The sequence below is a fragment of the Arthrobacter sp. 05T410 genome (assembly GCF_056396505.1).
The window spans coordinates 55,879-81,394 of record NZ_JBFTLP010000010.1; the positions used below are offsets into that span (position 1 = coordinate 55,879).

A 25,516-nucleotide genomic window follows, 5' to 3' on the forward strand; every position below is an offset into this window, starting at 1 on the left:
TTCCGGTTCTCAGCTACGCAAAATAGCTGGCGCTGCGCAAACGGACGGCCGCTACGGGAATCCCCGTAGCGGCCGTCCGAAAGCGCAGCGGTTGTCCAAGAACGCCGCGAAAAGCTGAAGCTACCAGCCGCGGGCGCGCCACTCTTCCAGGTGGGGCCGTTCCGCGCCGAGGGTGGTGGGCTGGCCGTGTCCCGGGTGCACCACGGTGTCATCCGGATACACGTCGAACAGCCGCTCGCTCACATCGGTGATCAGCTGGGCAAAGCGCGCCGGATCCTTCTGTGTGTTGCCTACCCCGCCGGGGAACAGCGAGTCGCCGGAAAAGATGTGAGCCGGGCCTTCGGGGTCCTGGTACACAAGGGCGATCGAACCCGGTGTGTGGCCGCGCAGATGTACAGCCGTCACATCGAAGCCGTCGAAGTTGCCGACGTCCCCGTGATCCAGCAGTACATCCACCGGCACCGGCAGCTCCGGGGCATCCTCTGTCCCGGCCGCCGTTTTCACACCGGTGGCTTCCACCAGGGACGGCAGCGCCCGGACATGGTCCCAGTGCTGGTGGGTGGTGGCAACCAGCGCCAGCTTCGGCGTCGCGGAAGTATCCGCGGCGGCGTCCGCGAGCAGCCCCTGGATGGCGGCCAGATCATCGGCCGCATCGATCAGGAGCTGCGCGCCGGAGGCCTTGGCCGTGAGCAGGTAAACATTGTTGTCCATCTCGCCGACCGAAATCCGGCGGATGGTGATGTCACGTAAAGAGTGAATGAGCGAGTCCATGGGCATCAGTCTACGGAGCCGCTATTCACGGCCCTGGGACACCCAGTTGGGGTCCGCGGCGCGGGAACCGACGACGGCGTCCGCGGCGGACCCGAGCGTCCTCAGTTGCGCTGCGGTGAAGTCGAGGGCCAGGGCGCCCAGGTTTTCGTCGATCCGGTCCGCCTTGCGGGTGCCGGGAATGGGGACCACGGGCAGTCCCAGCTGGCGGCCCCGCGCAAGCAGCCAGGCCAGCGCCACCTGGGCAGGAGTTGCAGCCTGCCCGGCAACGCTCAGTTCCGCAGCGACCGCCTGCACGGCCGCCACCACGCCCTTGTTGGCGCTGGCAGCGTCCGCCGCGAAACGCGGGATGTTGCGGCGGAAGTCGTTGCTGCCCAGCGTCGAGGCGTCCACGGTGCCGGTGAGGAATCCCCGGCCCAGCGGCGAATACGGCACAAATCCCACCCCGAGTTCGGCGGCGGCAGGCACCACGTTGCGTTCCACGTCGCGGCTCCAGATGGACCATTCGCTCTGGACCGCGGCGATCGGGTGGATGCGGCTGGCCTCGCGCAGCTCCTCGGCCGTCACCTCTGACAGGCCCAGATGCCGCACCTTGCCGGCCTGTACCAGCCCCGCCATGGCCTCCACGGTTTCCACTATCGGAACGCGGAGGTCACGGCGGTGCAGGTAGTACAGGTCAATGGTGTCGGTGCCCAGCCGTTGCAGGCTGCGGTCCACGGCCTGCCGCACGTAGGCGGCGTCGCCGCGGATGTCCGTGTAGCTGGCCGACGGTGTGCCCACGAGGCCGAACTTGGTGGCCAGCTGGACTTCGCCGCGGCGTTCCTTGAGCAGCCGCGCGATCAGCTCCTCGTTGCTGCCGCCGCCGTAAATGTCCGCCGTGTCGATGAAGCTGACGCCGGCGTCCACCGCGTGATGCAGGGTCCGCAGGGCCTCGGCCGGGTCCACCTCGCCGTAGACAGGGGTCAGGGCCATACCGCCGAACCCCAGGGGACTGACCATCAGGCCGTCGCCGAGCCGGACTGTTGCTGCCGTCATCTTGGTCTCCATTCGCGCACTGAATAGTTCCGTAGGACTTCCGTCCCTGCCAAGAACCCCGGGATGCGCGCGGCTATTCCGGCCCTGCTATCGGCCGGGCAGACGATTCTCCCCACCTTTGACCCTTGCGCGGCCGGCACGACGGCGCGCCGCAGGGGACACGCCGTCGGACTGCCCTAAACGTGGGGAATTTCCGCAGGGGAGGCCGGCCGGACAGCGCCTTGTGCCGGTTCCTCTGAGTCCGCCGTTGGCGGGAGGAGCTTCAGGCCCGCCGCGCATCCCACGATTCCGGCGATGAACAGCAGCTTGAGCGGACTGGCCGGTTCGACGCCGGTGGCCATCGCCCAGCCGACCGTCAGTGCAGCGCCGATCCCCACCCAGATGGCGTAGGCGGTGCCGAGCGGAATGCGCTTCACGGCCAAGCCGAGCCCCACCATGCTGAGGGTGGCCGTCACGGCGAACACGAGGGTCGGCAACGGGCGGGAGAACCCGTCGGACAGGCCCAGTGCCGTGGCCCAGACCGCCTCCAGCACAGCGGAAGCGAGCAGAATCACCCATGACATTGCAGCTGGTTTCATCATGGTCACGCCACCAGCTTCAGGCCGGCGACGCTCGCGGCAATCCCGCCAAGAAGCAGGATCCGTGCCGCCGTCGGGCGCTCAACCTTGGCGGCTATCGCGTAGCCGGACGTCAGGACGACGCCGACCCCCACCCACACGGCGTAGGCCGTTCCGGTAGGGATGGACTGCATGGCGACGGCGAGCCCGCCGGTGCTGGCGAGGACGGAAACGAGGAAAACGAGGGCCGGGACCAGCCGGCGGCGGCCCCTGGCCTGGGCGGTCCGGTGCAGGGCGGCGGCCCAAACGGCCTCCAGCGCCCCGGAAAGAATGAGTATTAGCCACGACATGACAGCTCCTGTGGCCAGTCTTGTCGCGTGCCGGGTACTGAACCGTCGTCCGGAGGCCTGGAAGAGGGGCCTTGGCCTCCAAGTCTAGCAAATCGGCATCAGAGCCCGACGGCGTCGCTGCAAAGAGTGAACGTGCGCCCCACGGGGTACTGCGCGCACGGCTCGTTCGGCGCGGTAAGGTCGCCGGCGTCGATATCGTATGCCGCCGACACGATGGCCCGGCCGTCGGCATTGGCCAGGGTGGCCCGGCCGCCGATCCGCCGCAGCGCCGCCATGGCTCCGCGTTCCAGGCGCTGAACTGTCACGTCGATGCCCACGATTCCCGCGACCGGGCCGTCCGGGCGGGTAAACACCGGGTGCGTGAAGGTCAGGACGTACTCGTCGGTGCAGAGGAAATCCACGTAGGGCCCGGTGACGTGGGCCCGTCCTGTTTCCACGGGGATCCGGAACCACTCGGCCTTGACGTAGCGGCTGATGGAGTTCGGACTGAAGTTGGCCAGCGCGTCGACGTGCTCCAGATCCGGGCCCTGCCACCAAGCGATGTAGCTGCGCCCGGGCCCGAGCAGCCCGGCGTTGGCGATGAACCCCGCTCCGGCCGCGTAGCCGCCGGGCAGCTGCACCAGTTCCTCGACCACCGGACGGATGAGCTTGTCCACGGCCGTGCCGGTGACTTTGCCGGACATGGCGGCCAGGGCGGCCCCGGTGTCAGCGGCCCACTCCGTCAGGCAGTGCTCGATGCCGGCGATGGTGGCGTCGAGTTCGGCTGCGGCCAGCTGGGCCGACTTCTCAACAGCGCCGGGTTCGGCCGGCGCTGCCATGGACGCTGCGGTGGGGCCTGCGGTGGAGGTGGTTTCGGACATCGGTGCTGCCTTAGCTCGAAGGTGCCGGACATTTGCGGTCAAAGATGGCCACGATCGTGGCTCCGGGATGCGGGTGCGGTCAATAGCTCTTGGCCTGCTCGGTCAGCAGCCAGTCGGTGGTGGCGGAGATGAGGGCCTTGACCCCCGTTTCGGCGGCCCCGGGGTCGTGGGTCTCGATGGCGGCCGCCACGTCCCCGAGGATCAAGGCGGTGCGTCCGCGGTAGCCGGTGTCGGCGCAGGGCAGCAGCGTGAGGGTGCCGAGATCTGCCTGCAGCCGGATGAGCTCCCGGGCAAGCCGGGCCGAGCGGGCAATGGCCGCGACTTCCAGCAGGAACTCCGAGAGGGCCAGACGCCAGCTCAGGGAGTCATCGTCCGCTGCGGGGATGAATGAGCGCAGCGTGGCGATGTCGGCGGCGTCGGAGCGGCGGGCCGCCACGCCCGCGCAGGCCGCGGCGATCGCCTGGTAATGCAGCGCGAGGTCCCTGATCTGCAGCCGGCTCAGCTGATGCAGTTGCGCCAGGGCCCGTTCCCGGGAGGGCAGCACGTCGTCGGCGATGAAGCTTCCGCCGCTGCGGCCGCGCGCGGTCCGGATGATTCCCGAGGCGCGCAGCTGGGAGAGGGCCTCCCGTGCCGTTACCGCGGACACTCCGAGGGCCGCGGCCAGCTCGGTTTCGTTCGGCAGCCGCTGGCCGCTGGTGAGCAGCCCGGTCTCCACGGCCTGTTCGATCCGGCCGCACACTTCATCCACAAGCCCGCGTGATTTGATCGGCGTGAACACCGCCGCCAGGCTCCGGGAGGCGCCCGTGGGCGACAACACCATTCGGGCCTCCCTTCCCTCCGGCGGTATCCGCCGCGCCCCGGCCGTGCATCCCTGCGGCTTCCGCGGTGCCGCCGCGCGCCGCCCGGGCTGATGACATCCTAATCCGGGCTTTGCCGGAGGGTCTATACACAAAACCTATGGAGTAATAGCATTTGGCCCAGCAGCCCAGTGTGGACTGGATCACATTCGGTTGCGTGGTTCCTGTGGACGATCCGGCAACGGAGTAAGGCGCACCCCATGACCGAAACACTGGCCGCCGGCACCTCGACCGGAAAGGAAGAGGTTCCGGCGATCCGTCTGCGTAAGCTCACCAAGGTCTTCGGGGACACCGTCGCGGTAAATGGCGTGGACCTGGACATCCGCCACGGGGAATTCTTCTCCATGCTTGGCCCGTCCGGCTCCGGCAAGACGACGGTCCTGCGCCTGATCGCCGGCTTCGAGCTGCCGACGTCCGGGAGTATCGAACTTGAGGGCAAGGACGTCACGGCCATGGCGCCCTTCCAGCGGGACGTCAACACCGTATTTCAGGACTACGCGCTGTTCCCGCACATGTCCTTGGTGGACAACGTCGCCTATGGGCTGCGGGTGCGCGGCATGCCCGGGAAGCAGCGGCGGGAGCGGGCCAGGGAAGCCTTGGACCGCGTCCAGCTCGGGAAGTTCCTCGGCCGCAAACCCGCCCAGCTCTCCGGCGGCCAGCGGCAGCGCGTTGCCCTGGCCCGCGCGCTGGTGGTCGAGCCCAAGGTCCTCCTCCTGGACGAGCCGCTCGGTGCCCTGGACCTCAAGCTCCGGCAGCAGATGCAGGTCGAACTCAAGGAACTGCAGCGCTCGCTGGGTATCACCTTCATCTTCGTCACCCACGACCAGGAGGAGGCCCTGACCATGAGCGACAGGATCGGCGTGTTCAACAACGGCGGCATCGAACAGATCGGCACCGCGCACGAAATCTACGAGCGCCCGGGCGGCATCTTCGTGGCCAACTTCGTCGGCACCTCCAACATTTTCGACGCCGGCCAGGCCCAGGCGATCTATGGCCGGCCGGAGCCGCTGTGCATCCGTCCCGAGCGGCTGCGCGTCGCCTGGGCCGGCGAACCGGAGCGCCGTTCCGGCACCACCTCCCGGCCCGGGACAGTGACGTCGTTCGTTTACGTCGGGCACGCCACCCAGGTGCGGGTGCAGCTCGACGGCGGACCCGCCGTCGTCGCGCTCGTTCCGGAAAAGCTGCCCGGCAGCGACACCGATCTGGTAAACGGGCCCGTCACGGTCAGCTGGGACGACGACGCCGTCGTTTGGCTTCCGGTCCCCGGCACTACCTGACGCCGGGCCATGCCGGGCGGGGTTGCCGTCCGTGCCGCGGCGCAGCGTTCCAGTCCAGAGTTTTTCTCCACAGCGAAAGGTACGGATCATGGCACCAAGAACTAAGGCCTCCCTCGTAGTCGGGGTGGTTGCGGCCGCAGCCTTCGCGCTGTCGGCCTGCGGAACCAGCGGCGGATCGGGTTCTGCACAGTCGGCGCAGCCGGTCAAAACCGAGATCGGCACCGGTGAAGGCCAGGTGTCCATCCTCGGATGGCCCGGCTACGTCGAGGATGGCAGCAACGACCCGGCCGTCGACTGGGTGCATCCGTTCGAACAGGAAACCCAGTGCAAGGTCAGCTTCAAGCCGTTCGGCACCTCGGACGAGGCCGTGACGCTCATGCGCACGGGACAGTACGACGTTATCTCGGCCTCCGGGGATGCGTCGCTGCGCCTGATCGCCGGCCAGGACGTGCAACCGGTCAACATGAGCCTGCTGAAGAACTACCCGGACATCTACCCGTTCCTGAAGGACAAAGCCTGGAACACCGTCAACGGCGTCAACTACGGAATGCCCCACGGCTGGGGCGCCAACCTGCTGATGTACTCCACGGACAAGGTCGCCCCGGCGCCCGCCTCCTGGAGCGCGGTGTTTGACGACGCCGCCAAGAACACCGGCAAGGTCACGGCCTACGACTCGCCCATCTACATCGCCGATGCCGCCATGTACCTCATGGCCCATAAGCCGGACCTCGGCATCAAGAACCCCTATGCCCTCGACAAGGACCAGCTGGCCGCGGCCGTCGACCTGCTCAAGCAGCAGCGGACGCACATCGGCGAGTACTGGAGCGACGTCGTCAAGGAGGTCCAGGCCTTTACGTCCGGGAGCACCGTGGTCGGCACCACCTGGCAGGTGGGGGCCAACATCGCGACGGCAGACGGCGCCAAGGTCGCAACCCTGGTCCCGGACGAGGGCGCCACCGGCTGGTCGGACACCTGGATGATCGGCTCCAAGACCAAGAACCCGAACTGCGCCTACAAGTGGCTCGACTACATCGCCAGCCCCAAGCCGAACGCCCAGGTGGCGGAGTACTTTGGCGAATCGCCGGCCAACGCGAAAGCCTGCGAGCTGACCAAGGATCCCAACCACTGCCAGACGTACCACTCAGGTGATGCGGCCTACGCCGACAGGATCTGGTTCTGGACCACACCGGTGGCCGAGTGCCTCGATGGCCGCAAGGACGTCAAGTGCACCGACTATTCGGAATGGACCAAGGCCTGGACGGAAATCAAGGGCTGATTCCGGCTCCGCCGCACCAAACCCTTACGAACGAGCCGGCCCCGGGGGCCGGCAGAGATTAAGGCGAGATGGCACTTCATACGCAACAGCTGCCGCCCGGGGCGCCCGGTGCTGCCGGGGCCGTGCCACGGGCGAAAACCAACGCCTTTTCGGCGTTGCTGCACCGCTCGCCCCGGCTGAGGCTGGCGGCCCTGCTCACCGCCCCGGCGGGCTGGCTGGTGCTGGTGTACATCGCCGCTTTGGCGGCACTGCTCATCACCGCGTTCTGGACCGTGGACACCTTCACCGGGGAGGTGTCCACGGTCTGGACCACGGAAAACATCGTCACGGTCCTGACCGATCCGGTGTATCAGCGGATCACCCTGCGGACATTGTGGATCGCCGTGGCGGTCACCGTGATTGACATGATCCTGGCACTGCCCATCGCGTTCTTCATCGCCAAGGTCGCTCCCGCCCGCTGGGAGAAACTGCTCGTTGTGGCCGTGCTGATGCCGCTGTGGGCAAGCTACCTGGTCAAGGCCTACGCCTGGCGGAATGTCCTGTCCGAGGGTGGGCTGCTGGAGTGGCTGGGGACCCCGATCGGCCTGTCCTCGCCGGGCTACGGCGAAACCGCCGTCATCCTGACCCTGTCCTACATCTGGCTGCCATACATGATCCTGCCGATCTACGCGGGCTTTGACCGGGTGCCCGACTCCCTGCTGGAGGCCTCCGGGGATCTGGGCGCGAAGCCGCTCACCACCATGCGCCTGGTCATGCTTCCGCTGCTGGTCCCCTCCATCATCGCGGGCACGATCTTCACGTTCTCCCTGTCCCTGGGCGACTACATCACTGCGCAGATCGTCGGCGGGACCACCCAGATGCTGGGCACCGTGATTTACGCCAACGTCGGAGCGGCCAACAACCTGCCGTTCGCCGCCGCCGTATCGCTGGTGCCGATCGCCATCATCATGTTCTACCTTTTCGTCGTCCGCCGCACCGGCGCCCTGAACAGCCTGTAGTGCGAGGAGCATCATGAGACTTTCCCGTAGCGCCAAGGTGGTCCTGGGCATTGTCACGGCGCTGGTGTTTTTGTTCATCTACACACCGCTGCTGCTGGTGGTCGTGAACTCCTTCAACGCAGACCGGACTTTCGGCTGGCCGCCCAAGGGCTTCACGCTGGAATGGTGGGGCAAGGCCTTTGACTCGCCCGGCGTCAGGGAGGCCGTCGTGTCCTCCCTGTGGGTGGCAGTCGTATCGACCATCATTTCGCTGGTGCTGGGGACGCTGCTGGCGATCTCATTGCAGCGCTATGAGTTCTTCGGCCGTGACGTCATCAACCTCCTGGTCATCCTGCCCATCGCGTTGCCCGGGGTTGTCACGGGCATCGCGCTGAACAACATGTTCACCACGATCCTGGGCGTCCCGCTGAGCCTGTGGACGGTGGTGATCGCCCACGCCACGTTCTGCATGGTGACGGTGTTCAATAACGCCATTGCACGGCTCCGCCGCACCAGCGCCGGCCTCGAGGAAGCCTCTGCCGACCTCGGCGCCGGTGTTTTCACCACGTTCGGCCTGGTGACCTTCCCCCAGCTCCGCTCCGCGCTGCTGGCCGGCGGCCTGCTGGCCTTCGCGCTGAGCTTCGACGAGATCATCGTTACCACGTTCACGATCGGGGCCGGCGAGACCACGCTGCCGATCTGGATCCTGCAAAACCTCTTCCGTCCGAACCAGGCGCCTGTGGTCAATGTCGTGGCGGTCGTGCTGATCGTGGTCTCGATCGTCCCGATCTGGCTCGCGCAGCGGCTGTCCGGGGACTCGGTGCGTGTCGGCGGCGCCCGGGTGTAGGCGGACAGCGCTATACGGTGCCGGGTTCCGCAGGGTCGATCGAGATGACAGCCAGGAATCCGCGGCCCACGATTTCCGGTGTCGCGGTATCGGCGCCGACGACGGCGTCGTAACGGTTCAGCTCAAGTTGCTCCGGCTCCGGGGCGGCGACGGCGGCCGGCCCGACGGGAAGGCTGCCGGCAGTCCCGGGGCTGACGGTCCCCTGCCCCTGCAGGAGGATGCCGAGTTGGCCTGCGAACACCGGATGGGCACGCTTCTTGGACAGCTCGACGATCGAGGTGTAGCCCTTGAAGGCGCCGTTGCGGGTGATGACGTTCAGATCCCGGATGTCGCCGGTGGGCAGTGCCCCCGCCGAGTCCGCGTCGCCGGAGAACCGGAACGGCCGGTACTTCTCCAGCGGATGTTCGGCCCCGTCCACGCTCAGCAGCAGCAAGTCGCCGTCAATCACTGTCAGTACACGGTCCATCCCGGCGTACGCGGAGAAGGGGCCCGCCTTGGAGACTTCGGCAATGCTGACGCGCCAGTCCCAGGCGTTGTCCTGCCCTGTATCTTGCGGGGCGGTCCGCAGGGACGGGGTCCTTGGATGGCGCGCCACTTCGCGCGTCACCCCGCCGCCGTTGCGCCAGGGGTGGGCTTTGAGCTCGGCATAGCGGATGATCTCCATGGCCTCAGCCTATCGGCCCGTTTCCGGGGACGGCGCTCGCGCCGACGCGCCGGGACGCCGGCGGGGACTGCGCACGCCCGTGCCGACGCAAAGTCGGCGGCCGGGGCCCGGCCTTGCTAACGTCGGAGGCAGGAAGCGCCCAGAAGGAGCCCGAATGTTTGTCAAAGTGTGCGGCCTGAGCACCCCGGATGCGGTCCGCGTCGCGGCAGGCGCCGGCGCGGACGCCGTCGGCTTCGTCCTGACCCGCAGCCCCCGGGAGGTCACGCCGGAACAGGTCAGGAACCTCCTCGCCCATGTCCCGGACGGGGTGCCCGCGGTGGGGGTGTTCCGGTACGAACCGGCCGCCGACGCCGTCGCCGTCGCCCGTGAGGCGGGCCTGGTCTGGGTCCAGCTCCACGGGGACCGCTCACCCGCCGACGTCCGGACAGTGCACGACGCCGGGATGAAACTCATCAGGGCCGTCACCATGGCCGCCGCGCCGGAGGCCTTCAGCGACTGGGACGAGGATTTGCTCCTGATCGATGCCGCCGTGCCAGGCTCAGGCGAGGCCTGGGACTACGGCTCGGTCCGGGCCAAGGCTCTGACCGGACGCAAGTGGCTGCTCGCCGGCGGTCTCGATCCCGCCAACGTCGCCCGGGCAGCGGCGGAGGCCGGGGCGTGGGGTGTCGATGTGTCCTCCGGCGTCGAGTCGGCGCGCGGCATCAAGGACTTGGCCAAGATCGGGGATTTCGTGCGGGCGGCCAAGGCGCCTGAATGAGGCTGGGCCGCCCGCGGACCATCTGAGGGCTAAGAGCGCTTGATGACGACGTCATCGATGTATTCGTCGCCCTTTTGCCGGTTGTGCTCGGCCCCGAGCTGAACTTTGCTTAGGCTGCTCCCGAGCATTTGGACGCTCGAGCTGCTGTAGCGCTGCACGCCGTCGAACCATACCTGGATTGTTGACGAATTGCCGTTGGCGGTCACCCGCATGGACACATGGTGCCAGGCGCTCAGAGAGATGCTGCTGGAGATCAGCTTCGTGTAGACAAAGCTGCCACTCGGTGACGTGACCCGGAGCCACAACTGCCCGTTGCTGTTGTAGCGGTAGATGTCCGCGACACGGGTGGAACCGGAGAAGAAACGGAAGTACGGGACGTCATTGCCGGAAACGCCGGCAACAGTGATATTGAACCAGCCGTCTGCGTACGAGGTCTTGGTCCCCGAGGAAAACGAAGGCGAGGAGAGGTTTGCGAGCGAGCCGGAATCGGTGGTCACGTGCAGCTTGGTCGCATGCGTCCCGGTGTGGGGCCGCGAAGTGGACATCGTTGCGGTGCCGGTGCCGGACACTTTGGGGACGAGGCCGCAAAAGCCGCCCGCCTCAAAACTGGTGGCGAGCACAACGGTGCCCGGATAGGAATTTGTCGGTGCCGGGCTGCAGGTTGCGGCGGTGGCAGCCTGGGCGGAACCGAAGACAAGGGAACCGGCTACGAGCATTCCGAGCGTCCCAACCATGCTGAGTGTTCTAAGTTTTCTCATTGAAATACTTTCCGTGATTGGTTCGACTTGTTGGTGTCCGCCCGGTGCCGCGGCACCGGGCGGACGGTTTCTGTCATGCCAGCTGCGCCAGATGCACCAATTGCATGACCACCGCGACGCCGACTATGGCCAGCAGGGCTGCCGTGGTGATCACCACGGCGCGCGGGAGTGCCTTGTCCGGCTGCAACACGCGAAGCACATCGCAGCTCACGAGGGCCGTCATCGTGGCCAGCCCTGTCAGGAAGATGATCATTTCGCACGCACCAGGGCACGCTTTGGCCGCTTGAACTCAAGGCCCAGGAATACGAGGGTCAGGGCCGACAGGAGGCATACGGCCGCCGGCGGTGACCAGAGACGTGCGTAGATCATCGCCGTCGCCACGAGGGTGGACATCGCGAGGCTAAAGGCGATTGCGATGGCGATGCTGAGGGGAAGCGCACCAGTTGCCTGGGCTGAGCGCGGGGGGTCGAAGCGGAGGAGCAGCACCAGCGCCGTTCCAGGCCCGGCCAGCATCAGCAGGCCTATCACCGCCAGGCGCAGGCCCTCGGGGCCGACAAACGAGAGCGGTATGGCTGCTACGGCGACGGCTGCCGTCGCATAGCTCACGTAGCTGCGTTCAGTTGCCATTGCTAACTCCTTCGATGTGAAAAATCACGCCGCCTGCGTTTTCAAAAACCTTTGTCCAGCCCGGACTCGTGGCGCATGTGGCGGTAAAACGTTGAAGGTCGCCGGTGGGAGTCGAACCGCGAAGTTCGGCTGCCTCCTGCTGGCTTTCGGTAACGATGAGGTACGCGCCCGCTTTGTGGGCGATCTGGTTGGCCGCGTCACAACTGAGCGGCGCGGCGTTGGGAATGGGCTCGGCAGCAACGAGCGCCCGGTAGTCGTAGTCCGCGTAGTGCTGGTATCTCCACGGGGTGTTGCGAACTGCCTCAATGAGGACGGAACCGGTGGGCGCTGTCGCATAGAGGTGGTTCACTAAGGCGATTTCGTCGTCGTTGAAGCTTTCCATGCCGTCATTTCCGTAACGGGAGACGACAGTGGCTGTAGCGAGCACCGCGCCCATCAGCAGCAGCGCGAGGGCCCGGCGCAGGCTCAGCCCCGCGGCACTGTCTGACATCAGTGGCAGCACCGCCAGGCAGACGGCGAACGGAAGGCTGAAGAGATACAGGCGCAGAAGCAGTTCACCGCCATAGGGCTGGAGGGGAATCAGGACCAGCGGCGCCAGCGCCGCGGCCGCGGCCGCCAGCCACGGTGCCTTCCGCCGGTAGCCCACAATGGCGCCGGCAATGGCGAGCACCCAGACCAGCGCAACCTCGGCCATGCGCGTGTATACCACGAACATGTGGGCGTCGCTGCCTGAGACCCTGCTGCTCAGCGCGCCGAGGCTGTTCGCGCCGATGTCACCGAGCGAGCCGAGCAGCTGGCCGAAATGCCCCTCCACGAATGTGGAAGCCGCAAAGAGCAGCCAGCCGACGGGCAGGACCACGGCCAGGACCGGCAAGAAGCGCAGCCGGAGACGTCCGGTCAGCAGGAGCGCGGCCAGGATGGGGATCGCGGCGAAGGGGCTGAGCTGGTGTGAAGCCGTCATGGCAAGCAGGATCAGTGCGCAGACCACCACGAGAATCGCCGTGTCCGCCCGGTGCGGTTCCGCGGCGCCATACCGCGGGACCGAGCTGTCCAGTTTGCTGACACTGCGGGCAAGCCACCGGGAGAAGCGGGTGCGCTCCGTGGGCCAGGCCCAACCGCCGAAGACGCTGAGCAGGCAGGCAATCAGTGTGAGCAGGAGGAGGAACGAATAGGCCTGTGGTGACAGGTAGTCCTGTCCAATCCAGCTGGCCACGTAAAAGATCCAGACAGCCGCCCAGGCCTGGCGCGGATTTGCCGTCAACCGCCGGGCCAGGGCCAGCAGTGGTGCGAGCAGGAGGATGTTGATGCCCACCGGCGCCCACGTTGCGATCCCGAAAAGATCCTTGGCGCCCGTCGCCCCGGAGAGCATTCCCAGCACGTTGAAGAATCCTGGCCAGTTGAAGTAGGCGTCCAGGGTCGGATCCAGCTGGCCCGTTTGGCTAATGGTGTCCGCAATGCCCAGATGCCGGAAGCTGGCCTCGAGCCGGGGCAGGCCATGAATGATCGGGTCAGCACCGTCGAGGAGAACCACTGTGACCAGGAGCTGCCAGGTCAGAAGCGCCGGAACCAGACGGCGGAGGCTCAGCGACGCAACAAATCCGGCGAGGCTGAGCGCGAGCGCAACGAAATAGGCCGGCGGGAGGGCATCAATCAGCCCGGCCCCGCCGATCTGAAAAGGATTGACCTGGTTCATGCTCCACACGCCGAGGGCGAGCGCGGCCGCGGCTGCCGCGGCCAGGGCACCGATGTGCCACGACGGCGTGAGTCCGAGGTTGCGGTGGGTGGGCGGCTTAGCACCGCCGACGTGCGCATGCGCCTCATGCCGGTGGGCGGTGCCCACAGGGAGGCTTGTTGCCGTTTCGTGTGTCATCATTTCTCGATTCAGGTCGGCTGGTGGCGCGCCGCTGAAGGAATCTCGCCTGCGGTGGAGGCGGGCTTCATCCGGGTCAGGGTGATCAGGCGCCAGGTGGCCATCAGGCAAGCAGCCGCTTGGGCAATGGCCCATAGGACTGAGACCCCGGTGAGGCCATATTGCTGCGCCACTGCCGCGGCGGGTGCCACGACCAGGATGGCGGCCAGAGTGGCGACTATCGTGGATTCGAAAAGCCGCCCTTGGGCCCGGCACAGCCCGTAGTAGACCTGGGTCACGCAACTCAGGAGGAGTGCCGGGACGAGTACAGGAATGAGGACCCACGCGGACGCATAATCCGGTCCGAGGAAGCCCAGAAGCAGGGGGCCGGCCAGCAGCAGTATCAGCCCGGCCACGAGAGTCAGCATAAAGCTGGCCCGTAACGCTGAGGCGAGGAGGCCCGGCCGCGCCCGTGAACCCGCGAGGGCCGTTTGCAGGGTAAACCCGGCGGACTGCGGCACGAAGAACACTGCCGAGGCCATCATCCAGACCACATACCAGGCGGCAGTCGACGCCGGGCCCAGGGTAGCTGCAACGATGAGCGGGAGCAGGTAGCCGGGCGCGCGGTCGGCGAGCGTGAGGGCGTGGTTGGGAAGCCCCGGCTTCAGGAGATTGAGGGCCGGCCGAGGCCGGAAGCCGTGCTTCCAGTCCGGGGACACGTGGGCACGGGCGAGCTGGCGCAGCCCTACGAGGACACTGGCCAGGGCGCCGGCGGCGACGGCGCCCACAATCACCGCCAGGTCACGGAGCCCGGCGGCCAGCGCGGCGGCCAGGAAGAGGAGCTGGACGAGGGACTGTGCGAGGCTTCTGACCAGCGTGCGGTCGGCCCGTTCCTGGGCTACGCCCACGTGGTCCAGCTGGTAGGCGGTGGCGGCGAGCAGTGCCGTGGCCAGGAAAAGAATGGTGACCAGGGGGTCGGCCCAGGCCTCGCCCACGCCTGTGCCGAGCCACGAGGTGACGGCAACCAGCAGGCCAGCGCCCAGCAGGGAGCAGGTTGCCACGGTAAGCAGGCCGGTGGCGATGAGGCGCCGGCCGCCGTCAGTTTCCGCGGGCAGCAGCGTCAGCGTGGCAGGCCCGACGCCGAGCATCCCCAGCTGCACGGTCAGGAGCGCGGCTGCGACCACCGCGGACCCCAGGCCTATTTGCTCCGGCGGGAGCACGAGGGCCGCGAGTGCCCAGAACAGGAAGCCCGTCACCATGGGGGCAATCCTCGCGGCGGCCAGCCAGGCCGCGTTCCCGCCGACCGAGATCGGTTTGTGGGCCGGCCGCAGGAGCTCGCCGGCCATGGCGCGGTAGTTGTAGAGCAGGAAGCCCATCCAGTACGGCAGGAAGCGGGGTGCCCGGACCAGGGACATGCCAACCCCCCGCACGGTGGCCAGCAGTGGCAGCATCACGAGCCAGCCGGCGCGGCCCGTGTGCTTACGGACGGTCCGGGCCATCCCGGCCCCGTCCTGGAGCCATTGGTCGCGGGCGTAGTCGAACGTGTCGTCAAACCGGTGCCTGACCACCACGGAGTCGGAGACGCCGAGCTTGAACCCGGCCTGCTCCAGCCGGATTCTCAGCTCCACATCCTCCCCGGAGCGGAAGTCGTCGTCGAACCCGACGTCGAGCAGCACGTCGCGGCGCATCAGCGTGGCGCTGACGCCAAACCACTTGCGCACCCGGCTGTGGTTGTGGTGCCAGGCCAGCGCAGCCCCCCAATAGCCGGGGCCGTCGGCTTCGCTGGCCAGCCCGAATTGCAGGCCGTCGTAGCCGCCGGCCGCGAATTCGGTCAGCAGCCGGGACAGGCTCTTCGGCGGAAGGACGACGTCGGCGTCGATCAGGGCGACAACGTCGCCGGTGGCACTGCGGGCGCCGAGCATCCGTGCGGCAGGCAGGCCGCGTCCTTCATCGGAGATGACAGTCGCCCCGCAGTCGCGGGCGATTTCGACAGTGTCATCCGTCGAGCAGCCATCGACCACGATCATCTCGTACGGGTGTTGGCTGCGGATCGACTCCAGGCACTCGCCCAGCCAGGCTGCGGCATTGCGCGCCGGAACAACAACCGACACCTTCAGATCGCTCACGTGGCCTCGCCTCACTCATCCAGTTTTGAACGAACCAGATTCGCGATGAAGTCAGAGGCCTGGTCCGCTGACCAAGCGGCGGGAAGCCGGAGCAGCCAGCAGGGAACGTCCTCCAGGGCCCGGCGCACCACGGCCGCCTTCTGGCCAAAATGCTCCTCCAGCGGGACCAGGCTGGTGGCGCCGAGGGCCTCGACAAGGCGCCGCGAGACCATGGGCAGTTCCGAATGGAAGTTGCCGACGACCCGGGAGGTCATCCACTCGGCGCTGCGTGCTTCCAGCCGCGCGTCCGCGCCGTCGAAGCGCTCGAGGAAGATGGCCAGCTGTGCCGGCGCCGCGGACGAGATCCGTTGCGCTCCGAAAACATGCTCCGGCTGCACCATGCGGTGTTCGGGGGACCAGCGCCGGGTGAATGCGGCTGTTTTCGGATAGCGGACAATGACCGGATGGACCGCCGTGGCCAGATGGGCGACAGGAGTCGTCAGCCATCCGGGGGCCAGGGGCTTGCGGGTTCCCCGGAACATGTCCGGGTAGATGGCGCGGTGGTGGGGTTTGATGAACATCGGTTTGGCGTAGCCCATGAGCATTCCGCCGGCGCCCATGAAGGCCCAGTCGTCGGCCATGAACCGCACATCGGGCATGGCCACCAGCTTCGCCACCGTACTGGTCTTTCCAACACCTCCCCAGGCCGGCAGGAGAACCCCGGAGCCGCGGAAGTCCACCACGGCAGCATGGATCATTGCCGTCTCCTCCTGGACACACAGCCGGTCCAGCAGCGGAATCACAGAGGTCAGGAGCTCACCGGCGCCTTCGACCCGGTACCCGTCCTTTGTTTCGATGATCTGGACGCGGTCCGCCGGAATATAGAGGGACTCCCCGGTGAACCGGTAGGCATCCTCCGCGTGCGACTGGCTGGAAACCGGCGATATCTTGGCGCCGATGGTGATCCGCCGCGGCGCGGTGGAATTCCCCAGGAACGGGGCGAGCATATCCCGCAGTTGCGGTTCCCCTGGTGTGCCCGCCTCCACGTCGATGCCCACGATCCCGTGGACATCGAAGGAGGCTCCGGCAGAGGCGCCAATGGGCTGTTTCACGTCGCGCTCAGGTTGGCTCATGATCCAAGCTTTCTGGGGTCGGGTTCCTGCGGTCAGGTGGTTCCGGGTGCAGGGCCTGCACCGGGCGGTCTACGGGGAAGGGCGCAGCGCGGTTCATTTGACTTCCCGCCACGGCTCTTCCGGCGTCACAACAGCCGCTTTGTCCGGCGACGGCGCCGCAGGCAGCCGGCGGCCGCGCACATAGCCGGTCGCGGTGGCCGCGAGCACGGCGATGATGGCCGCTGCCCGGCCGAGCCCGGCACGGTCCCCGCCGCCGAGCCAGCCGCGGATTCCGGCGAATACTGCACGAGGCAGGACCTGCCGGACATAGCGCCGTTCGGGACCGAGTGCCCGTTTGTGGCCGACGACCCTGCTGACCTGCGCCTTGGAAATCCCTTCGCCCCAGGAACGGGCCAGCATGTAGCGCAGGGTGCCGCGCTCGGCCGGAACGTGGTGGTGCACCAGGGCCGCGGGCTCATAGACCACCCGGGATCCGGGAGCTCCGATCACCGCGCGGATGCACAGTTCGGTCTCTTCGCAGCCCAGCGGGACGGCGTCCTGACGGCCCAGGGTTGTGTTGAAACCGCCGACCCGTTCCAGGACGCTGGCGCGGAAGGACATGTTCGCGCCAATGACGTTGCGGACTTCGGCGGCGACTTTGGGCATTCCCCGGTACGTGCAGCCGACAATCCAGTCGAGCTCGTTGGCGAAGTAGCCCGGCCGTCCGGCTTCCCAGAGCGGTTCCACCCGGCCGCCGACCGCCAGAACGTCGGGATCGTCGTACATCGCCGCGAGCCGTTCGAGCCAGTCCGGCTCGGCTTCGGCGTCGTCATCGAGGAAGGCCACGATCTCGGCCTTAGCGATGCCTGCTCCGGTGTTGCGGGCGCCCGAGAGACCCTTGGGTCCGGCGTTCTCGATAATTACGGCATCCGGGACGGTAAAGATCAGGCGCTTGTACAAGTCTACGTTGTAGTCCACGACGACGATCGTCTGCTTGGGTGGGAAGGTCTGGGTGCGGACGGAGTCCAGGGCGCCGATCAGCTGGTCCCACCGGTCCTCCGAGTAGGAGCAAATGACCACGGATACTTCCGGAAGGCTGGAGTTCTCGGACATCCTATTCGCCTGCCCGTACGCCCAGGACGCTGCTGGGATCGGTGGGAACGTGCGGGAAGACCTCGTTGGGGTACTTGTACTTGACCCGACGCAGGGCCTCGGGGCGGGCGCCGGCGGTCGGGGCTTCCCAGCTCACGCGCTCGCGGGCCAGGGTGCGGAGGACCCGCCAGCCGTCCCGGAAGGTATGCAGGTTTGACTGCCCGGAGATGCGGGACAGTTCGTGGCTGGGCACCTCGGCAATGCGCAGGCCGGCCCTCGAGGCCCGCACAATCAGTTCAGTTTCGATCTCGAACCCGTCCGACTCCAGCTCCAGAATGTCAACGCATTCGCGGCGCAGGGCGATGTAGCCGTAGCAAAGGTCCGAGTAGTCGCTGTGGAGGACAGTGTTGGCGAGCCGGGTGAGCATCTTGTTTCCGCCGCTGCGCAGCCATGTGAGATCGTCTGAGCCGCCGCCCGTCACATAGCGGGAGCCTTTGACGAAGTCGTATTCGTGCTGGAGCGGAGTCACCAGCCAGCCGATCTCCTGGGGGTCCATACTGCCGTCCCCGTCGAGCATGACGATGATGTCGCCGGAGGCTGCGGCGAATCCGGCCCGCACGGCGTTTCCTTTGCCAGGGCGGGGCTCTGCCACCACCACGACGTCCAGGCGCAAGGCCCGGGCCACCTCCACTGTGCCGTCCAGGGAACGGCCGTCAACAATTACCACCTCATCCACATAGGAGGGCATACGCCGCAGCACCCACGGCAGGTTCATTGCCTCGTTCAAAGTGGGGATCACCACGCTGACCGAGGGATTTGCCGGCGGGGGCGTCGTTTGGGGGCGCACGTTCGGCTTGAGATTCGGGATGGACACTGGCCTCACCACTCAATGACGTATTCTGCTCGTCGCAACTACAGCGCTTTCCGACTCCTCCGACCGGAAAATAGACCCAATGCTTACGCTGTTCGGTTGTCGACAACTTAGTGATATACCCCAGGGTTAAAGTTTGGTTTCGCCACCTTGCATTAACCTTGGATTAACTGGAACTTTCAACCAAATTTGAGGCACAACTGTTGATGGGCGGTTGCGTCCATGCGACACTGGCTCGATGCGGACACCCGTTCATTGGGGGCGCGTGCCGGCAGGACGCCGGCGTCTCCTGACCTTCAGGACCATGGCGGTTCCCGCCATGGTCCTGGTCATGGCCCTGGCGGCGTGCGGCACGGATGCCGCTCCACAGGGCGAGCGGCCGCTGTTCACGTCCATTTCGGCGTCGCCGGCGGCTCCGCCGACCGACGCCGGAACAGGAGGGGCACAGCCCGGGCTCCAGTCGGTGGCGCCGACCGAGCCGCCGGCAGGTGGCACCGCCACTGCCGCCCCTGCGCCTGGGGGCGCGCCGGCGTCCCGGCCTGCCCGGACATCGGCACCGCCTCCGGACCGGACCACTGACACGGCCATGTCGGGGGATCTGCCCGGATGGAGGAACGTCTTTGTGGAGGACTTCTCCGGCGGTGACGTCCCCCTGGGCTCCTTTCCCGGGCCGCTTTACCGGGACCGGTGGAGTGCCGGATACAAAGACGGAACACCGGATACGGACGGACAGGTCAGCGGCGGAAAATCGGGCTACTATCCCTCGAAAGTCCTGAGCGTCAAAAACGGCGTTCTGGACTGGTTCATGCATTCGGAAAACGGTGTCTTCATGGGTGCCGCGCCCACGCCCAAATTTCCGAATGCCAGCAAAAATCCCCCGAGGGCCAACAGCATGCTGTACGGCCGCTACTCAGTCCGGTACAGGGGGGATGCCATGCCTGGCTTCAAGACGGCGTGGCTCCTGTGGCCGGATAGTGGCATCTGGCCGCGGGACGGGGAGATAGATTTCCCAGAAGGCGACCTCGGAGCAATCCTGACGGCAGCTGCCCATTTCATGTCCTTGGATCCAAAGCGCTTTGAACAGTTCTTTTCCAATAAAGTTTCCACAGACTGGCATGTTGCCACGACAGAGTGGACCCCCGGTCGCGTTGAGTTCTTCATTGACGGACGATCCATCGGCGCGAGCACAACGGACGTGCCCTCGACGCCCATGCATTTCATCCTGCAGACCGAATCCTGCCTGCCTCTGTGTCCGGCTCCGGAAACCCAGGGCCACGTCTACCTGGACTGGGTCAGCATCTGGGTGCCGGCCTGAGCCCTCTCGGGGCGCGTCCGACGGCTTACCGGCGGCCTACCCGCCGCCGCACACCTGAGCCCTTATGCCGCAGCAGGTTACCGGCGGAGGGTGAAGGAATCCGAGAAGCTGTAGCCGTCGGCGGGAATGAACCGGGCGGCAAGTTCATCCGCCGTCGCCATGACGTCCAGGGTCCCAAAGGCCGGGTCCTGGTTCTTCCCGGATGTGCTGGCGAAGTAGCGCATCTCCGGGTCCTCGGATCGGACGTTATAGAGTCCGACGCCGCCAACGCCGACGGTGGCGAACACGGTCCCCGAGCCCTGGGCCATGGCGTCATCGGTATCGGCCAGGCATGCGGAGGCGAAGGTCGCGGGAACGAGTTCCGCGCAGCCTCCGCCCGTGGCCAGTTGATGCGTCCGCTGATAGACATGGTCGTGGCCGGACAGGACCAGGTCCACCTGCTTTTCGATCAGCATGTTCGTGAAGTCCTGCCCCGCCTGGCAGTCGTAGTTGCCGACGCTCAGGCACGGGGTATGCATGCCCACCACCGTCCAGGGGATGTTCTGCGATTTGGCCTCGTCGATGGCGTCCGCGGTCCAGCGCCAGCGTTCGCTGTCCCTTGAGTAGTCCAGCGGCTCCCCGCCCCGGAAATCGATGCCGGGGGAAACCATGATGAAGCGGACAACAGGATTCTGCTCGGGGACATCGAGGCGCCATTGGACGCCGTATTCGCCTTGGAGGCCGGGCATCCTGTTGGGCAGGCACTGGACATACTTCTCGATGTCGCCATCCCGGCCGTCACTCTCGTGGTTTCCGGTCACCAACTGGTACGGGAAGTTCTCGCCGAGGCGGGCGGTGACCATGTCGCAGAACTCCTGTTCGAGCCCGGCCTTGTATGCGAAGTCGCCCAGAGCCAGGTTCAGGTGGGGCTTGAGGCCGGCAACGGCGTCGAGCACTTTCTTGGCGCCCGAGCCTACGCCGATGTCACCCTGGGCGGTGAAATGCACGGGCTCGCCGGCCGACGGCGCGGCAGACGACGACGGCGGTGCGGTGGACGGCGATGGGGGCGACGGCGCGGGGGACGACGGCGTGCCGGGGCTCGGGCGCGGTGCGGGTTCCGGCGGCCCGGGCTGGCAGGCGGAAAGCAACAGACCCAGGCTCAGCAAGCAAGCGCCGATACCCGCCTTGCCATGTTTCCCCAGGGACCTGGCCACGATTCCTCACATCATTTGGTTGATCAGGACTGTGTAAATAGTTCTGCTAAATTCGGTGATTGGCCGGCATTTATAGGCCAGAGTAACCCGGCCGTGGAGCGAAGGCCAGAGAACGCGTCGGCCCCGGATCGCTGKACCCGCCGTCGGAAATCCCGCCGCCGCCGCGCGACGCCGACGCCCGCCGCCGCCGCGCGACGCCGACGCCCGCCGCCGCCGCCTGGCGTGTCGCGCGCCGCGTGTCCCGCGTCAGGGCCGGTGGGACCTAGCCCGGGACGGGCTTCCTCGTTAGCATGCAGAGTGGGGAATACCCCGACCGCCCCGGCGGGACAGGCCCGCCACCGCTCGAAGGAGACCGTTGTGACTCTGCCCGAAGGTTTGACCCCCGGAGTGTGGACATTGGACATGTCCCACAGCGAAATCGGTTTCAGCGTCCGCCACGCGGGCATCAGCAAGGTCCGCGGCCGGTTCAACGAGGCCTCCGCCGAGGCAAGGGTGCGCGAGTCGCTGGCGGACGCAAGCCTGCACGCCACGGTCAAGACGGCCAGCTTCGATTCGGGCGACGCCAACCGCGACGGCCACGTCCGCGGCCCGGACTTCTTCGACGTTGAGCAGTTCCCCGACATGACTTTTCGGGCCACCGGGATCCGGGGCGAGGGGGAAGACTATGTGCTGACCGGCGAGCTCACAATCCGTGGAGTCACCAAGCCGGTGGAGCTCGAAGTCGAGTACACCGGTGTGGCGGTGGACCCCTTCGGCGCCACCCGGGCCGGATTCAGTGCCGAGGCGGACATCAGCCGGAAGGAATTCGGCCTGACGTGGAACGCCGCCCTTGAAGCGGGCGGCCTGCTGGTCAGCGACAAGGTCAAGATCAACGTTGAGGCCGCCATGGTCAAACAGGCCGATACCTAGGCACCGACGAGGCGGACCGAACCCGGCCGGGCACCCGTGGACCGGGCTCGTGGAAACCTGTCCGGGGTTGGGCGCGAAAATCAGGGATCTTTCCGGGTAAACCACTGATCCGAATGTCACTCCTACGGGCGAGAATTAATCCATGAAGACACTCCTGAACATCATCTGGCTGCTCTTCGGCGGCCTGTGGCTTGCCTTGGGATATTTCCTGGCCGGCGTCGTCTGCTGCCTGCTGGTCGTCACCATTCCGTGGGGCCTGGCCTCGTTCCGCATCGCGTCCTATGCCTTGTGGCCGTTCGGCCGCATGGTGGTGGACAAGCCCGGCGGCAACGGCATATTCACCCTGGTGGGAAATGTCATCTGGCTGCTTGTGGCCGGGATCTGGATCGCGATCGCACACGTCGTTACGGCCTTCGCCATGGCCATCACGATTATCGGCATTCCGCTGGCGATCGCCAATCTCAAGCTCATACCCATCTCGCTGATGCCGCTCGGGAAACAAATCATCCCGAGCAACACCCCGTATGTGACCGCCTACAGCCCCGGCCGGCGCTAGGCGGCGGCAGCGCAGCCAGCAGGCCGGGGCACTTCACCTGTCAGTTCAAGCAATCCGAGGGAGAGGACCATGAGCCAACCGGCAAACGGCGAAACGGACCTCATGCTGGTCATTGTCCGCGAGTTCAGGGCGCCGATCCAGGGCGTGTGGTCGGCTTTGACGGACCCGGACCAGGCTCCGCAGTGGTGGGGTCCGCGCGGCTTCCACGTCCCGCGTGAGAGCGTCGACGCGGACCTCGAAGTCGGCGGCCTGTACCGCGCCTGCATGATCCAGGACAGTACCGGGCAGCAATTCTGGTGGAGCGGGGTGCATACCGATGTCGAGCCGCCGCACCTGTTCGTGTTCACCCACGCATGGGACAGGCCGGACGGCACCCGCGGCTTCGAGACCGAGGTGACGATCCGGTTGGAGGAGATCGACGGCGGCACGCAGATGACCTTCACCCAGGGGCCGTTCGATTCCGCGGAAAGCCGCGACCGCCATGGCGAAGGGTGGCGCGAGTCGTTCGACCGGCTGGCGAATCACCTCAGCGTGGCTGCCTGAGCCGCCGGTCTCTAGTGGGAGGGCGGGACACCGCTCACGCGAGTTCGCCCTGCAGGTTCCGGCGGGCCGCGTCCAGCCACAGTGTGCGGCCACGGTCGGTGTGGAAGAGCGGATCGAGCTGGAGCAGCTGGCGGACGACGGCGGCGCGGCCGGCGGCGAAGTCGGCGTCGCCGATGTGGGCGAAATCTTCCCTGACGGCGGCGAGGTAGCGGGCGTAGGCCTCCGGTTCCCCGCCGAGGACGGAGAGGTCGGCGTCGCTGAGCAGAGCGCCGTCGTCGTCTCCGGGCTCCGGACAGTGGTCGGCCGTCAGCAGCACCAGGCGCACCACTTCGTCCACCTCGGCGGCCGGGAGTCCGGCATGCCGGAGCCGGTCGTCGGCCAGCCGCGCCGACTCTTCCTCGTCCTGGCCTGCCACGCCGCGGTAGACGGCGTCGTGGAACCAGGCGGCCAGCAGCACGGTCCGGGGCGGAACGGCCGGATCGCACAGCAGGTCCAGGGCTTCCAGCACCGCCAGCAGGTGGGTGCGGCCGTGGTACTTCCGGTGTTCCTCGCCCCAGCGGTCCAGCAGGTCCAGGAAGAGGGCGTCGTGGCCCGGCAACGCCTCGTTCCAGCGGTTCAGGAGCGGGACCCGGAGGGCCTTGCCGCGCCGTCGGGCCGGGATCCGCAACCCGCTGGCGATCAACTTTCGGACGAGGACCCGGCCCTCCACAGGAATGGCGCCGGCCGCCACCAGGGCCTCGTACCGGGCCTCGGCGACGTCGTAGTGGTCGCCGTCGAACGCTCGCCCGGGGATGCCGGCGGCTGCGGCGAAGGCGTGCAGTTCCGCGATCGACGTGTCCGAGACCAGATGGGAAAAGTGGGTTCCGTGGGCAGGCCAGAGCGGCGGATCGACGTAGACGGCCATGGTGGCAGTCTAGCCCCGACCGCGGACACGCGCGGCCCGGACTGCTCGCACCGGTGCGGGCACCGGGAGGGCGCCGCCGTCGGGGTCATGCCGCGACGGCGGGGCCACCGCCGTTGTGGTCACACCGCGACGGCGGGTCGGATGTTCTGGTTCCCGCGGAACACGTTCCCGGGATCAAACTCGCGTTTCACTTCCGCCAGCCGGTTGTAGTTTTCGTCGCCGAAGGCCGCGCGGATCCGGGCCTGGCCTTCGTCGCCGATGAAGTTCAGCCAGACGCCCCCGGTCGCGTAGGGGGAGATGTCCTGGCGGAAGCGCTTGACCCATGCCTTCGCGTCCTGCCCGCCCTGCGGGGTGTCACCCAGGCCGAACGGGTGGCTCACCCAGCTGGCGGTCCGGTTCAGCAACGGGGTGGCCGCGGCGGCCGGCCCGCTCACCGCCCCGCCCCAATGGGCGATCAATTGCTGGGAGCTTGGTCCCGGGAGATTCCGGGCCGAGTCGATGATGACGTCCAGGGCGTCGTCGGAGAGTTCGTCGTGGTAGTCGGCGCTCCAGTAGTTGTACTTGCCCGGCGGGTCGTCCAGGGAGCACTGGAAGTCTGCGTAGCCGGTGTCTTCCACCAGGTCCACAACAGGGCCCAGTTCCCGGTATGCCTTGGCATGTTCTTTGCCTTCCTCGGCATCCCCGGCGAAGACATACACGACGTACACCGCCATCTTGCCCACCATGGCCGCGGGCACGAATGGTTCCGCCGGTGCAATCCCGTAGATGAGGGTGGCGGACTCTTCGTTGGGAGCCGCGGAGGCCAGGTCCCGGTATCCGCGGCTGAGTTCCGGGGCTGCGTCCCCCGGCCACATCAGCACCCCGGCATGCACGCTTGGCCCCAGCTGATGCAGGCCGAACGTAAACGAGGTGGCGACGCCGAAGTTCCCGCCGCCGCCGTGCAGGGCCCAGAAGAGTTCGGGATTCTCCTGGGCGCTGGCCGTCACCTGCTCGCCGGTGGCGGTGACCAGATCCACGGAGACGAGGTCGTCGCAGGCGAAGCCGAAGGCGCGCTCGAGCCAGCCGGACCCGCCCCCGAGCGTGAAACCCGCGAGCCCGGTCGTGGAGACCCGCCCGCCTGTGATGGCGAGGCCGTATTCCTGTGTGGCGCGGTCAAACTCGCCGCAGGTGAGGCCCGCGCCCACCGTGGCAGTGCGGGCCTCCGGGTCCACCCGTACGGACTTCATCGGACGAACGTCGATCACGAGGCCGCCGTCGTTCATGGACATGCCGGCTACGGAATGGCCGCCGGCCCGGACGGCGACTTCGAAGCCGTGTGTCCGCGCGTACGCCAACGCGTCGGCCACCCCTTCCGGGTCGGCGCACGGGGCAATGACGGCCGGATGGCGGTCGATCATCGCGTTGAAGAGTCTTCGTGTTTCGTCGTACTCCGGGTGACCCGGCCTGACCCACCTCAT

Annotated in this window: 27 protein-coding genes and 1 riboswitch; of the genes, 9 read left to right on the forward strand and 18 right to left on the reverse strand. The window is 67.1% G+C overall.

The window, feature by feature from the left end; translation table 11 throughout:
- Window positions 1-120: 120 nt before the first annotated feature.
- From AC1DFR_RS13915 to AC1DFR_RS13940, 6 genes are all read right to left on the reverse strand, one after another.
- Window positions 121-771, reverse strand: a complete 651-nt coding sequence (locus AC1DFR_RS13915) for an MBL fold metallo-hydrolase (RefSeq protein ID WP_476873658.1) — start codon at window positions 769-771, stop codon at window positions 121-123.
- Between the two features lie 21 nt (window positions 772-792).
- Window positions 793-1,803 (reverse strand): aldo/keto reductase, encoded by a 1,011-nt coding sequence (locus AC1DFR_RS13920; RefSeq protein WP_476873659.1) that lies wholly within the window; start codon window positions 1,801-1,803, stop codon window positions 793-795.
- Window positions 1,804-1,979: 176 nt separating this feature from the next.
- Window positions 1,980-2,366: a DMT family transporter gene (locus tag AC1DFR_RS13925; RefSeq protein ID WP_476849797.1), complete on the reverse strand. Its 387-nt coding sequence runs from the start codon at window positions 2,364-2,366 to the stop codon at window positions 1,980-1,982.
- Window positions 2,367-2,386: 20 nt separating this feature from the next.
- On the reverse strand, window positions 2,387-2,710 hold the full coding sequence (locus AC1DFR_RS13930; RefSeq protein WP_028275448.1) for a DMT family transporter: 324 nt from the start codon (window positions 2,708-2,710) through the stop codon (window positions 2,387-2,389).
- Window positions 2,711-2,719: 9 nt separating this feature from the next.
- Window positions 2,720-2,786: riboswitch (guanidine-III (ykkC-III) riboswitch) on the reverse strand.
- Between the two features lie 22 nt (window positions 2,787-2,808).
- A complete protein-coding gene (locus AC1DFR_RS13935) occupies window positions 2,809-3,570 on the reverse strand; it encodes a cache domain-containing protein (RefSeq protein ID WP_476873660.1) in 762 nt (253 codons plus the stop codon).
- A gap of 79 nt (window positions 3,571-3,649) precedes the next feature.
- Window positions 3,650-4,390: a FadR/GntR family transcriptional regulator gene (locus AC1DFR_RS13940; RefSeq protein ID WP_476873661.1), complete on the reverse strand. Its 741-nt coding sequence runs from the start codon at window positions 4,388-4,390 to the stop codon at window positions 3,650-3,652.
- A 237-nt stretch (window positions 4,391-4,627) separates the two neighbouring features.
- Here AC1DFR_RS13940 and AC1DFR_RS13945 point away from each other — a divergent pair, with 237 nt between their 5' ends.
- From AC1DFR_RS13945 to AC1DFR_RS13960, 4 genes are all read left to right on the forward strand, one after another.
- On the forward strand, window positions 4,628-5,704 hold the full coding sequence (locus AC1DFR_RS13945; RefSeq protein ID WP_476873662.1) for an ABC transporter ATP-binding protein: 1,077 nt from the start codon (window positions 4,628-4,630) through the stop codon (window positions 5,702-5,704).
- 88 nt (window positions 5,705-5,792) lie between these two features.
- Entirely contained in the window at window positions 5,793-6,980 is a 1,188-nt protein-coding gene (locus tag AC1DFR_RS13950) for an ABC transporter substrate-binding protein (protein WP_476873663.1), read from the forward strand.
- 68 nt (window positions 6,981-7,048) lie between these two features.
- The gene (locus tag AC1DFR_RS13955) at window positions 7,049-7,978 is read left to right on the forward strand and encodes an ABC transporter permease (RefSeq protein WP_476873664.1); all 930 of its coding nucleotides are present in this window, start codon (window positions 7,049-7,051) and stop codon (window positions 7,976-7,978) included.
- A gap of 13 nt (window positions 7,979-7,991) precedes the next feature.
- Window positions 7,992-8,804, forward strand: a complete 813-nt coding sequence (locus tag AC1DFR_RS13960; protein ID WP_476849794.1) for an ABC transporter permease — start codon at window positions 7,992-7,994, stop codon at window positions 8,802-8,804.
- A 10-nt stretch (window positions 8,805-8,814) separates the two neighbouring features.
- On the opposite strand, the gene AC1DFR_RS13965 is transcribed toward AC1DFR_RS13960, so the two are convergent.
- The gene (locus AC1DFR_RS13965; RefSeq protein WP_476873665.1) at window positions 8,815-9,468 is read right to left on the reverse strand and encodes a HutD/Ves family protein; all 654 of its coding nucleotides are present in this window, start codon (window positions 9,466-9,468) and stop codon (window positions 8,815-8,817) included.
- Between the two features lie 154 nt (window positions 9,469-9,622).
- Here AC1DFR_RS13965 and AC1DFR_RS13970 point away from each other — a divergent pair, with 154 nt between their 5' ends.
- Window positions 9,623-10,225, forward strand: coding sequence for a phosphoribosylanthranilate isomerase (locus tag AC1DFR_RS13970; protein WP_476873666.1), 603 nt, complete (start codon window positions 9,623-9,625; stop codon window positions 10,223-10,225).
- Window positions 10,226-10,254: 29 nt separating this feature from the next.
- Here the strand turns inward: AC1DFR_RS13970 and AC1DFR_RS13975 are convergent, their stop codons facing one another.
- The 8 genes from AC1DFR_RS13975 to AC1DFR_RS14010 form a co-directional block, all read right to left on the reverse strand.
- Window positions 10,255-10,959 carry a hypothetical protein gene (locus AC1DFR_RS13975; protein WP_476873667.1) on the reverse strand — a complete coding sequence of 235 codons (705 nt, stop codon included), beginning with the start codon at window positions 10,957-10,959 and terminating at the stop codon, window positions 10,255-10,257.
- A 97-nt stretch (window positions 10,960-11,056) separates the two neighbouring features.
- A complete protein-coding gene (locus AC1DFR_RS13980) occupies window positions 11,057-11,236 on the reverse strand; it encodes a hypothetical protein (protein WP_026538140.1) in 180 nt (59 codons plus the stop codon).
- Window positions 11,233-11,610 carry a hypothetical protein gene (locus tag AC1DFR_RS13985; RefSeq protein ID WP_476873668.1) on the reverse strand — a complete coding sequence of 126 codons (378 nt, stop codon included), beginning with the start codon at window positions 11,608-11,610 and terminating at the stop codon, window positions 11,233-11,235. The genes AC1DFR_RS13980 and AC1DFR_RS13985 overlap by 4 nt, the downstream gene beginning before the upstream one ends.
- A complete protein-coding gene (locus tag AC1DFR_RS13990) occupies window positions 11,600-13,483 on the reverse strand; it encodes a hypothetical protein (protein ID WP_476873669.1) in 1,884 nt (627 codons plus the stop codon). The genes AC1DFR_RS13985 and AC1DFR_RS13990 overlap by 11 nt, the downstream gene beginning before the upstream one ends.
- A gap of 8 nt (window positions 13,484-13,491) precedes the next feature.
- The gene (locus AC1DFR_RS13995) at window positions 13,492-15,585 is read right to left on the reverse strand and encodes a glycosyltransferase (RefSeq protein WP_476873670.1); all 2,094 of its coding nucleotides are present in this window, start codon (window positions 15,583-15,585) and stop codon (window positions 13,492-13,494) included.
- Between the two features lie 11 nt (window positions 15,586-15,596).
- Window positions 15,597-16,697, reverse strand: a complete 1,101-nt coding sequence (locus tag AC1DFR_RS14000; RefSeq protein WP_476873671.1) for a hypothetical protein — start codon at window positions 16,695-16,697, stop codon at window positions 15,597-15,599.
- Window positions 16,698-16,790: 93 nt separating this feature from the next.
- Window positions 16,791-17,789, reverse strand: a complete 999-nt coding sequence (locus tag AC1DFR_RS14005) for a glycosyltransferase family 2 protein (RefSeq protein WP_476856990.1) — start codon at window positions 17,787-17,789, stop codon at window positions 16,791-16,793.
- A gap of 1 nt (window position 17,790) precedes the next feature.
- Window positions 17,791-18,642, reverse strand: a complete 852-nt coding sequence (locus AC1DFR_RS14010; RefSeq protein ID WP_243180637.1) for a glycosyltransferase family 2 protein — start codon at window positions 18,640-18,642, stop codon at window positions 17,791-17,793.
- Between the two features lie 301 nt (window positions 18,643-18,943).
- Between AC1DFR_RS14010 and AC1DFR_RS14015 the strand changes: the two genes are divergently transcribed.
- Complete coding sequence (locus tag AC1DFR_RS14015) at window positions 18,944-19,954, forward strand: glycoside hydrolase family 16 protein (protein ID WP_476860204.1); 1,011 nt, start codon at window positions 18,944-18,946, stop codon at window positions 19,952-19,954.
- A gap of 77 nt (window positions 19,955-20,031) precedes the next feature.
- Here the strand turns inward: AC1DFR_RS14015 and AC1DFR_RS14020 are convergent, their stop codons facing one another.
- Window positions 20,032-21,081, reverse strand: a complete 1,050-nt coding sequence (locus AC1DFR_RS14020) for a metallophosphoesterase (RefSeq protein WP_476856988.1) — start codon at window positions 21,079-21,081, stop codon at window positions 20,032-20,034.
- 423 nt (window positions 21,082-21,504) lie between these two features.
- Between AC1DFR_RS14020 and AC1DFR_RS14025 the strand changes: the two genes are divergently transcribed.
- The 3 genes from AC1DFR_RS14025 (at window position 21,505) to AC1DFR_RS14035 (ending at window position 23,155) form a co-directional block, all read left to right on the forward strand.
- On the forward strand, window positions 21,505-22,056 hold the full coding sequence (locus tag AC1DFR_RS14025) for a YceI family protein (RefSeq protein ID WP_028275465.1): 552 nt from the start codon (window positions 21,505-21,507) through the stop codon (window positions 22,054-22,056).
- Window positions 22,057-22,198: 142 nt separating this feature from the next.
- The gene (locus AC1DFR_RS14030) at window positions 22,199-22,612 is read left to right on the forward strand and encodes a YccF domain-containing protein (protein ID WP_028275466.1); all 414 of its coding nucleotides are present in this window, start codon (window positions 22,199-22,201) and stop codon (window positions 22,610-22,612) included.
- Between the two features lie 69 nt (window positions 22,613-22,681).
- On the forward strand, window positions 22,682-23,155 hold the full coding sequence (locus AC1DFR_RS14035) for an SRPBCC family protein (RefSeq protein ID WP_028275467.1): 474 nt from the start codon (window positions 22,682-22,684) through the stop codon (window positions 23,153-23,155).
- A gap of 34 nt (window positions 23,156-23,189) precedes the next feature.
- Here the strand turns inward: AC1DFR_RS14035 and AC1DFR_RS14040 are convergent, their stop codons facing one another.
- Both AC1DFR_RS14040 and AC1DFR_RS14045 read right to left on the reverse strand, forming a co-directional pair.
- A complete protein-coding gene (locus tag AC1DFR_RS14040) occupies window positions 23,190-24,059 on the reverse strand; it encodes a DUF4031 domain-containing protein (RefSeq protein ID WP_476871825.1) in 870 nt (289 codons plus the stop codon).
- A 119-nt stretch (window positions 24,060-24,178) separates the two neighbouring features.
- Window positions 24,179-25,516 carry an FAD-binding oxidoreductase gene (locus tag AC1DFR_RS14045; RefSeq protein WP_476873672.1) on the reverse strand — a complete coding sequence of 446 codons (1,338 nt, stop codon included), beginning with the start codon at window positions 25,514-25,516 and terminating at the stop codon, window positions 24,179-24,181.